This window comes from Pseudomonas sp. TWI923 (assembly GCF_039673365.1).
Classification (GTDB): domain Bacteria; phylum Pseudomonadota; class Gammaproteobacteria; order Pseudomonadales; family Pseudomonadaceae; genus Aquipseudomonas; species Aquipseudomonas sichuanensis.
This window is the reverse complement of record NZ_JBDJLM010000130.1, coordinates 1-7,166: the sequence shown is the minus strand read 5'-3', so window position 1 is coordinate 7,166 and position 7,166 is coordinate 1. Positions and strand designations below refer to the sequence as shown.

Genomic DNA, 7,166 nt, shown 5'->3' with positions numbered 1-7,166 from the left:
CTCCCACGCAACAGAACATGGGAGCGGGCTTGCCCCGCGATAGGTTCTAGAGCCCTGCGATATGCGTCACATCCTGCCGATGCGACTGCAGGTAAGGCAGCACCGCCCCCAGCAGCGGCTGCTTGAACGGCTCCTGGAAGCGATGCGCCAGCCCCGGTATCAAGCGCAACTCACTGCCCTGGATATGCGCCGCCAGGTGCACCCCATGCATCACCGGCAGCAACGGATCGGCGGTGCCATGCACCACCAGCGTAGGCACCCGCAATTGATTCAATAACTCGACCCGGCTCGGCTCGGCGAGAATCGCCATGATCTGGCGCTTCACGCCCTCGGGGTTGAACGCCCGGTCATAGGCCTGCGCCGCCTGCTGGAGCAACACCGCGCGATCATCCTTCACCTGCGGGCTGCCCAAGGCCGCCAGCAGGTCAGCCTGCTGCTCGATCGCCACCGCCCGGTTCGGTGCATTGCGCCGCGCCAGCAGCTGCACCAGCGCCGGATTCGGTGCCGGCAAGCCGGCCGCGCCCGAGCTGGACATCACTAGCGTCAGGCTGCGCACCCGCTCCGGCGCCATGGCCGCGAGGTGCTGGGCGATCATCCCGCCCATGCTCACCCCCAGCACATGGAACTGGCGGATCTGCAGCGCGTCCATCAGGTGCAGGCCGTCACCGGCCATGTCGGTCAGGCTGTAAGGCGCCGATACCGGCAGGCCCAGTTTGTAGCGCAGCACTTCGAGGGTGAGGTTGGCCGAGCCCGGCAGCTGGTTCCAGCGCGACAGGCCGACATCGCGGTTGTCGTAACGGATCACCCGAAAGCCCTGGCGGCACAGCGCCTCGACCACGTCGTCCGGCCAGTGGATCAACTGCCCGCCCAAGCCCATGACCAGCAATAACGCCGGATCCCGCGGTGCGCCGACGCTCTGGTAGACCAGGCTCAGCTCGCCCAGCTCGGCACGTTGCACCGGCACCTGTGGGTTGCAGCGGTCGTCGGCGAAGCTCGCCGAAGCGCTAATCAGCAGAAGGAAGAAAAGTAAAAAAGCCCGCATGAAAAAAACACCAGAATGCAGATCCCCAGTAGAGCGCGAGTCTGATGAAATCCATTCGCTCGCGCTGCCACAAAACCGTGACAGTTTCATGAACCTTGCCCAGCGGTCATTGCCAAGCGGCGGTCGACAGGCCAGGGCAACATGAGGGAAACTCAACGCCATCCCGTTTTCCTCAAAGATTGTTCACGGAGCCCTTGTGCTGGAAATCCGTCACCTGAAAACCCTTCATGCCCTGCGCGAGGCCGACAGCCTGGTGGAGGCCGCCGAGCGCCTGCACCTGACGCAATCGGCGCTGTCGCACCAGTTCAAGGAGCTGGAGGAACGCCTGGGCCTGCCGCTGTTCGTACGCAAGACCAAGCCCATCCGCTTCACCAGCGCCGGCCTGCGTCTGCTGCAACTGGCCGACGCCACCCTGCCGCTGCTGCGGGGCGCCGAGCGCGATATCGCCCGGCTGGCCGGCGGCACCGCCGGGCGCCTGCACATGGCCATCGAGTGCCACAGCTGCTTCCAGTGGCTGATGCCGACCATCGACCAGTTCCGCGACGCCTGGCCGGAAGTGGAGCTGGACCTGGCCTCGGGCTTCGCCTTCGCCCCCTTGCCGGCACTGGCCCGCGGCGACCTCGACCTGGTGGTGACCTCCGACCCGCTGGACCTGGCCGGCATCACCTACGTGCCGCTGTTCACCTACGAAGCCATGCTCGCGGTGGCCAACCAGCACCCGCTGGCCAGCAAGCCCTACATCGTGCCCCAGGACCTGCTCGACCAGACCCTGATCACCTACCCGGTGGAGCGCGACCGCCTGGACATCTTCACCCGCTTCCTCGAGCCGGCCGATATGGAACCGGCCGCGGTGCGCACCTCGGAGCTGACGGTAATGATGATGCAGCTGGTGGCCAGCGGCCGTGGTGTATGCGGCATGCCGCACTGGGCGCTGCACGAATACAGCTCGCGCGGTTACGTGAAGGGCAAGCGCCTGGGTGAAAAAGGCCTGTTCGCCACGCTGTACGCGGCGGTGCGCACCGACATGCTCGATGCGCCGTACATGCGCGACTTCCTGCTGACCGCCAAGGACACCTCGTTCGCCACCCTCGACGGGGTCAGCGCGGTGCGTTGAGGCCTTGGCGCCACAGCGGCAGGATCAGGTCGCGGGTCAGCGGCGCCAGGTTCAGGCCTGGCGTGTCGCTGGCGGCCAGCCACAGCACTTCTTCGATTTCTGCCGCCGGGGTCACGGCCTCGGCGCTGTCGACACGGAACAACTCGGCCTTGACCACGAAGCCTGGCTCATTGGCGGCCGGGGCGCTGAAACTGCCCAGGTGCGTGGCCTGTGCCGGGTCGATGCGCAGCCCCAGCTCTTCGTGAAGCTCACGCGCCAGCGCCTGGGCCGCTGACTCCCCCGCATCGATCTTGCCGCCCGGCTGCATGAAGGCCTGGGTGCCGCGCTTGCGCACCAGCAGGGTACGGCCTTGTGGGTCGAGCAACAGGGCGGCGGCGATGTGGATGGTGTTGGGCATGGGGCAACCTCTGGGTGAACAAGGGCCGCAGGATACCTGATCGGGCCTCATCGCCGGAAAGCCGAGTGCCTTGGAACTGCACATGGCTTTTTGATTCAGCAAAGGGCCTGTGGGAGCGGCTTTAGCCGCGAACACCGGCAAAGCCGGTGCCATCCACCGCGTCGCTTGCTTCGCGGCTAAAGCCGCTCCCACAGGGAACACGCAGGCAGACGAACGGCCCCTTGCCTATCCGCCTGCAACGCTCCATAACCAATCCATGAACCTCCCCGCCCATCAGCACCCGGTGCTCGGCCTGTTCCACCCTGCCGTGGCCACCTGGTTCCGCCAACGCTTCGCCACGGTCACCGAGGCCCAGGCCGGCGCCTGGCCGCTGATCCATGCAGGCCAGTCGATGCTGCTGGCCGCGCCGACCGGCTCGGGCAAGACCCTCAGCGCCTTCCTCGCCGTGCTCGACGAGCTGTTCTGCCAAGGGCTCGACCGCGACGGCGAACTGCCGGCGCAAACCCAGGTTGTCTACGTCTCGCCGCTCAAGGCACTGTCCAACGATATTCGCCTGAACCTCGAGGCCCCGCTCGCAGGCATCAGCACGCAGCTCGAGCAGCTCGGCCTGAAGGCGCCACGCATCACCACGGCCGTTCGCACCGGCGACACCCCGCAGAAGGAACGCGCGGCCATGCGCAAGCTGGCCCCGCATATCCTGGTGACCACGCCGGAATCGCTGTACGTGCTGATGGGTTCGGCGTCGGGCCGCGAAGGCCTGGCCGGCGTACACACGGTGATCGTCGACGAGATCCACGCCCTGGCCGGCAACAAGCGCGGCAGCCACCTGGCCTTGACCCTGGAACGCCTGGAAGCCCTGGCCGGCCGCCCCTTGCGGCGCATCGGCCTGTCGGCGACCCAGCGCCCGGTGGAGCGGGTAGCGCAGTTCCTGGTTGGCCACCAGCGCCCCTGCGCCATCGTCGACATCGGCCATGTGCGCCAGCGCGACCTGGCCCTCGAAGTGCCGCCGGTGCCGCTGGGCGCGGTCATGGCCAGCGATGTCTGGGCGCTGGTCTACGAGCGCCTGGCCGCGCTGGCCCGCCAGCACCGCACCACGCTGATCTTCGTCAACACCCGGCGCCTGGCCGAACGGCTCACCCGCCACCTGGGCGAGCGCCTGGGCAACGACGCCGTGGCCGCGCACCACGGCAGCCTGGCCAAGGAGCATCGCCTGAAGGCCGAGCAGCGACTCAAGGCCGGCGAGTTGCAGGTGCTGGTCAGCACCGCCTCGCTGGAGCTGGGTATCGATATCGGCGATGTCGATCTGGTCTGCCAGATCGCCTCGCCCGGCTCGATCGCCGCCTTCTTGCAGCGGGTCGGGCGCTCCGGGCATCAGGTCGATGGCGTGCCCAAGGGCCGGCTGTTCCCCACCTCGCGGGACGAGCTGATCGAGTGCGTCGCCTTGCTCGACTGTGTACGCCAGGGCGAACTCGACGAATTGCATATCCCGGCGGCGCCGCTGGACGTGCTCGCCCAGCAGATCGTCGCCGAAGTAAGCAACCAGCCCTGGGACGAGCGCGCACTGTTCAACCTGCTGCGCCAGGCCACCCCCTACGCCGCCCTCGACCAAGGCCACTACCAGGCCCTGCTGCGCATGCTCGCCGAGGGTTTCAACGGCCGCCAGGGCGTGCGCAGCGCCTATCTGCACCGTGATGCGGTCAGCGCCAGCCTGCGCGGGCGACGCGGCAGCCAGCTGACCGCGTTGACCAGCGGCGGCACCATCCCCGAAACCGCCGATTACGCCGTGCTGCTCGAACCCCAGGCGCTGAACATCGGCAGCGTCAACGAAGACTTCGCGATAGAAAGCATCGCTGGCGATATCTTCCAGCTGGGCAACGCCTCCTACCGCATCCTGCGGGTAGAGCCTGGGCGGGTACGGGTCGAGGATGCCCGAGGCCAGCCACCGACCATTCCGTTCTGGATCGGCGAGGCGCCCGGGCGCAGCAATGAGCTGTCCGGCGCAGTGGCGCGGCTGCAGGCGCGCCTTGATGAACAATTGCAGGCCGGCGATTTCGACCAGGCGCTGGGCTGGCTGCGCACCACCTACCAACTGGATGAAGGCTGCGCCCAGCAATTGCTCGACTACCTCGGCCGCACCTGGCAGGTGCTTGGTGCCCTGCCCTCGCAGCAGACCCTGGTGATGGAGCGCTTCTTCGACGAGTCCGGCGGCACCCAGCTGATCATTCATTCGCCCTACGGCAGCCGCATAAACCGCGCCTGGGGCCTGGCCCTGCGCAAGCGCTTCTGCCGCACGTTCAACTTCGAGCTGCAGGCGGCGGCCAGCGAGGATGCCATCGTGCTGTCGCTGTCGAGCAGCCACAGTTTCGAACTGGACGAGGTCTGGCGTTACCTGAACAGCCGCACGGCCGAGCCGATCCTTGTCCAGGCCCTGCTCGACGCGCCGCTGTTCGGCGTGCGCTGGCGCTGGTGCGCGGCGGTGGCCATGGCCTTGCCGCGCTATGTGGGCGGGCGCAAGGTGGCGCCGCAGATCCAGCGGATGAAGAGCGAAGACCTGATAGCCGCGGTATTCCCCGACCAGATTGCCTGCCTGGAGAACCTGGTCGGCGAGCGGCAGATTCCCGATCACCCACTGGTCGAACAGACCCTCGACGACTGCCTGCACGAGGCCATGGACAGCGAAGGCTGGCTGGCGCTGCTGCGGCGCATGGAGGCCGGTGACATCCGCCTGCTCAGCCGCGACCTGCCGGCGCCTTCACCGCTGGCCTCGGCGATCCTCAACGCCCGCCCCTACACCTTCCTCGACGATGCCCCACTGGAAGAACGACGCACCCAGGCCGTGCTCAACCGCCGCTGGAACGAAGTGCACAGCAGCGACGACCTCGGTGCGCTGGACATCGACGCCATCCGCGCCGTGCAGGCCGAGGCCTGGCCGCACGCGGCCAACGCCGATGAACTGCACGAAGCCCTGATGAGCCTGGGGGTGATCACCCAGGCCGAAGCCGAGGCGAACCCTGGGTGGATCGCCCTGCTCGGGCAACTCGCGCAGTCCGGCAGAGCCTGCCGCCTCCAGGCGGGCGGGCAGCCAGTGTGGCTGGCCCGCGAGCGCCTTGGCCAGATCAGCGCAGTGTTCCCCGGCGCCCACCTGGAACCAGCGCTGCCGGTGCTGCCGGGCTTCGATCAACCTTATGCGCAGGACACCGCCCTGAGCGAGCTGCTGCGGGCCCGGCTGAGCGGCTTCGGCCCGTTGACCCTCGCCCAGATCGCCACGCCGCTGGGTTGCGCCCTGGGCGACTGCGAACAGGCCCTCGCCCGGCTGGAAGGCGAAGGTTACGTGCTGCGCGGCCAGTTCAGCCCGGGTGAGCGCGCAGTGCAGTGGTGCGAACGCCACCTGCTGGCGCGCATCCACCGCTATACGGTCAAGCGCCTGCGCCGCGAGATCGAACCGGTCAGCCTGCAGGACTTCATGCGTTTTCTGTTCGACTGGCAGCACCTGGCCGGCGAAGAGCGCCTGCGCGGCCCGCAGGCCGTGGGCGAAGTGCTCGGCCAGCTGCAAGGCTTCCCGGCTGCCGCCGGCGCCTGGGAGGCGGAACTGCTGCCGGCACGGATCAAGGACTACAGCCCGCACTGGCTGGACGACGCCTGCCGCAGCGGCCAGTGGGCCTGGAGCCGGCTGGCGGCCACGGCCTCGGCCAGCACCTTGACCAGCACCCCCTTGGTGCTGCTGCCACGCGAGCAGCTTGGGCTGTGGCGCAGCCTTGCGCCAACGCCCGATCCGCAGCAGCTATCGCCGCGCGGCCAGAGCGTGCTGCAAAGCTTGCAGGCCCACGGCGCCCTGTTCTTCGACGAACTTGCCCACGAGGCGCACCTGCTGCCCAGCGAGCTGGAAACCGCGCTGCAGGAACTGGTCGGCTTTGGCCTGGCCAGCGCCGACGGTTTCAGTGGCCTGCGCAGCCTGATCACCCCGGCGGCCAAACGCGCTTCGCGCAGCAGCCGGCGCGGGCATCCACCGCTGTCGAGTTCCATGGTCCATGCCGGGCGCTGGGCGCTATTGCGCCGCGCGGGCAGCGCAGTCGACCTTGACCAGCGCCTGGAACACATCGCCCGCAGCCTGCTGCGTCGCTACGGCGTGGTGTGCTGGCGCCTGCTGGAGCGTGAAAGCGATGTGCTGCCGTCGTGGCGTGAGTTGCTGCATTGCTATCACCGCCTCGAAGCCCGTGGCGAGATCCGTGGCGGGCGCTTTATCGCCGGGCTGGCCGGCGAGCAGTTCGCCTTGCCCGAAGCCATCGGGGTATTGCGCCAGGTGCGCAGGCGCGAAGCGGACGGGGCGCTGGTGGTGGTGAGTGGTTGCGATCCGTTGAACCTGGTGGGCACCTTGTTGCCGGGGGCCAAGGTGCCGGCGGTGAACGGCAATCGGCTGCTGTACCGGGATGGGGTGGCGGTGGCGTGCCGGGTGGCGGGGAAGTATCAGTATCTGGTTGATGTGCCGTTGGATGAGCAAACGCTGTGGCATCAGCGCTTGTTGCGTAATGGCTACTGACGTCATCGCGGGGCCAGCCCCCACCCACCCAGGGCATGTGGGAGCGGGCGGGGCCCCCGCTTGCCTTCGACAACGG

Annotated in this window: 4 protein-coding genes; 2 read left to right on the top strand and 2 right to left on the bottom strand. The window is 68.1% G+C overall.

The features are described from left to right. Positions 1-46 precede the first annotated feature (46 nt). Positions 47-1,042: an alpha/beta hydrolase gene (locus ABE459_RS25230; RefSeq protein ID WP_258645163.1), complete on the bottom strand. Its 996-nt coding sequence runs from the start codon at positions 1,040-1,042 to the stop codon at positions 47-49. Between the two features lie 196 nt (positions 1,043-1,238). Here ABE459_RS25230 and metR point away from each other — a divergent pair, with 196 nt between their 5' ends. Next, entirely contained in the window at positions 1,239-2,156 is a 918-nt protein-coding gene (gene metR / locus ABE459_RS25225) for a transcriptional regulator MetR (protein WP_125462838.1), read from the top strand. Here the strand turns inward: metR and ABE459_RS25220 are convergent. After that, a complete protein-coding gene (locus ABE459_RS25220) occupies positions 2,140-2,553 on the bottom strand; it encodes an NUDIX domain-containing protein (protein WP_323831850.1) in 414 nt (137 codons plus the stop codon). The genes metR and ABE459_RS25220 overlap by 17 nt on opposite strands. A 256-nt stretch (positions 2,554-2,809) precedes the next feature. Between ABE459_RS25220 and ABE459_RS25215 the strand changes: the two genes are divergently transcribed. Next, a complete protein-coding gene (locus ABE459_RS25215) occupies positions 2,810-7,090 on the top strand; it encodes a DEAD/DEAH box helicase (protein ID WP_323831852.1) in 4,281 nt (1,426 codons plus the stop codon). Positions 7,091-7,166: the final 76 nt, after the last annotated feature.